Origin of the sequence: Saccharothrix sp. ST-888, assembly GCF_000955975.1 — a bacterium.
Taxonomy (GTDB): Bacteria; Actinomycetota; Actinomycetes; order Streptomycetales; family Streptomycetaceae; genus Kitasatospora.
Genome location: NZ_JYJF01000231.1, coordinates 1 through 2,582, shown reverse-complemented (window position 1 = coordinate 2,582; position 2,582 = coordinate 1). Strand labels below are relative to the sequence as shown.

Genomic DNA, 2,582 nt, shown 5'->3' with positions numbered 1-2,582 from the left:
GGCGGCCGGGTTCATCAGGCCGATCACGTTGACGGTGTTGCCGCAGACGTTGACCGGGACGTGCACCGGGATCTGGACCAGGTTGCCGGAGAGCACACCACCGGAGTTGGCGACCATGCCGTCGGCGCTGGAGCTGGCGCTGGCGGCACCGGCGGAGCCCAGGGCCAGACCGGCGGCGGCGATCGAAAGGACAGCGAGCTTCTTGGTGTTGCGCATGTGGATTTCCTTCGTGTTTTCTGCCCGACAGCTGGTGGTCGGGAACCGGGCGAATCGGATTCATCGCCCGTCGGTATTCGAGTGAGCCGTGGTCTCGTGCACGCGGTGGTGTCTCGTACACGCGGCCGAGGCTGTGTGATCGTCCGTGGTTCGGGCGGCGCCTGGCCGCTCTGTTCGGTACCCCGCCGTCATTTCTCGCACGGCCGGGAAAGAGTCGGACTGCGGGGTGTGTCAGAGGGAGATTCCGCGGTGGACGGCAGGTTCGGTGCCAATCCGTCTCCCCTGGGGTTCATGGCCGAAGCCGGCCGCCGACTCGCATGGGCTCGTCGGAATCAGACGAGGCCTGCGATCGGCAGACGTCTTCGATCAGGAGGCGTTGGCGCAGAGGTTGTCGGACGCCGGGTTCATCAGGCCGATCACGTCGACGGTGTTGCCGCAGATGTTGACCGGGACGTCCAGCGGCACCTGGATCAGGTTGCCGGAGAGCACACCCGCGGAGTTGATGGCGCCACCCGTCGCCGACGCGCCAGTGGCGGAGGCGGAGGCGGCTCCGCCGAGCAGCAGGGCCACGGCAGCCGCGGAGCCGAACGCGCCGTAGGTGAGCTTGCGCATGATGCTTCTCATTTCTTGCCGATTTGGGGTGGAGCGTGTTCCGCCAGGAAGAACGACGTGGTGCGCAGCGGGAAACGGGCGGATTTCGCCATCACCCGAATGCCGCCTATTGGCGCTAATGGGTGAATGCGCACTCGGGTGCGCAACCGCACCGCAGGGGGATCGTTGGGAAAGAAGCACGCCTGTGCGCTTCCTTGCCGTGGTCCCTTGCTTGTGGTTCAGAAGCAGCCTCCCCAGCGGCAATACGGAAGATCCGATTTAACGAGGAGACCTAGCAATGAGCATCAAGAAGGCCGCTGCGGTCGGCGCTGCCGTCGTCGGCATCGTCGCTGCAGGAGCCGGTACCGCCGTGGCGAGCGCCAATGCCACGGGTGCCGCGGTGAACTCCCCCGGCGTCGCCTCCGGGAACAGCATCCAGGTGCCGATCCACATCCCGGTCAACATCTGCGGCAACTCGGCCGACCTGGTCGGCCTGCTGAACCCGGCCTTCGGCAACGCCTGCTCGAACGTCGGCTGACTCCCGCCCGGTAGCGTCCGGCGCCACGGTGTCTGACGCCCGGGGCTCGGAGCTCCCTCCGGTCGGTTCGTCGCCCAGAGCCGCCACCCTCCGCCTTCTCCCTCCTGGGGCGTGCAGAGTGGCGGCTCTGCCGTGTCCCCGACTTGGGCGGCGACCCCGTAGCAAAGTCCGTTCTGACCCTTGTTGAGTTACTTGTCAGTACCTACCATGTGAGGCCGACTCACCTTTTGTCGCCCGCCGGAACCCTAGTACGCCCCCAGGTCCCCGGACGGCGAAGCACGCTCCACGCTCCGCGCCGTCCGGCGCACGCCGGACGGTCCCCCACCCTCCAAGGAGTCATGCGTGACCAGGTCACACCTGTCAGGTGCGCGGCGATATCGGCCAGGGGCCCTGCTGGCCGCCGCGGCCTTGATCGCGACCTTCACCCTGGCGGGGGCGCCCGGCGCCCTCGCCGCCGAGCCCGTCGCCCCGCACGCCGACCAGCCCGCGGCCATCGTCGCCCTCGGCGACAGCGCCATCTCCGGTGAGGGCGCGGGCAGTGACACCGGCGACGCCTACGTCGCGGGCACCGACACCCCCACCGACTACTGCCACCGGCACGACAAGTCGGAGATCTTCGTCACCGGCCTGCCCGACGTCACCCCGATCGACCTGGCCTGCTCGGGTGCCCAGACCGGGGACCTGGTCAGCGACCCCGAGCTGGCCAAGATCACCGGATCCGGCAGCGGTGACTTCGGCGAGCCCAAGCAGGACGTCCAACTCGCCGGTGTGGCAGGCAAGTACAACGTCAAGATGGTGGTCGTCACGATCGGCGCCAACGACGACTTCGACTTCAGCGGGATCATGCTCGGCTGCCTGGCCCAGTACTTCCCGATCCCCAAGTCGCAGGGCTGCCGCGACACCATCGGCAGCGACGCGATCAGGCAGCGCGCGGTGAAGGTGGTCCCCAAGGTGGTGGCCGCGCTGACCAGCGTGCGCAACACCATGCGCAACGCGGGCTACCAGGACTCCTCCTACCAACTGGTCTTCCAGTCCTACTTCACCCCGATCACCCCGGACATCCGCCGCAACGACTACATCGGCAAGATCGCCGACGGCTGCCCGGCGTTCCCCGAGGACCTCGCCTGGGGGCACAACTGGGTGGTGCCGGTCCTGAGCGACGCCCTGCGGCAGGCGGCCTCCCAGGTGCCCGGTGTGCGGTACCTGGACCAGCGGCGGGTCAGCTACGGCCACGAGG

The 2,582-nt window shown here is 68.2% G+C and carries 4 protein-coding genes; 2 read left to right on the top strand and 2 right to left on the bottom strand.

Going from position 1 to position 2,582, the window contains the following annotated elements; genetic code table 11:
* Positions 1-216 (bottom strand): chaplin (locus UK12_RS32215; RefSeq protein ID WP_045306757.1); only part of this gene is annotated, 216 nt, incomplete at its 3' end.
* A gap of 366 nt (positions 217-582) precedes the next feature.
* Positions 583-828 (bottom strand): chaplin, encoded by a 246-nt coding sequence (locus UK12_RS32210; RefSeq protein ID WP_082120133.1) that lies wholly within the window; start codon positions 826-828, stop codon positions 583-585.
* 277 nt (positions 829-1,105) lie between these two features.
* Here UK12_RS32210 and UK12_RS32205 point away from each other — a divergent pair, with 277 nt between their 5' ends.
* Positions 1,106-1,345, top strand: coding sequence for a chaplin (locus tag UK12_RS32205; protein WP_045306756.1), 240 nt, complete (start codon positions 1,106-1,108; stop codon positions 1,343-1,345).
* Positions 1,346-1,687: 342 nt separating this feature from the next.
* A partial coding sequence (locus UK12_RS32200; protein ID WP_197085355.1) for a hypothetical protein occupies positions 1,688-2,582 on the top strand: 895 nt, incomplete at its 3' end.

Excerpts from the sequence above, each read along its gene's own strand:
- UK12_RS32210 (WP_082120133.1), bottom strand. The coding sequence starts at position 828 with ATGCGCAAGCTCACCTACGGCGCGTTCGGCTCCGCGGCTGCCGTGGCC.
- UK12_RS32205 (WP_045306756.1), top strand. The coding sequence starts at position 1,106 with ATGAGCATCAAGAAGGCCGCTGCGGTCGGCGCTGCCGTCGTCGGCATC.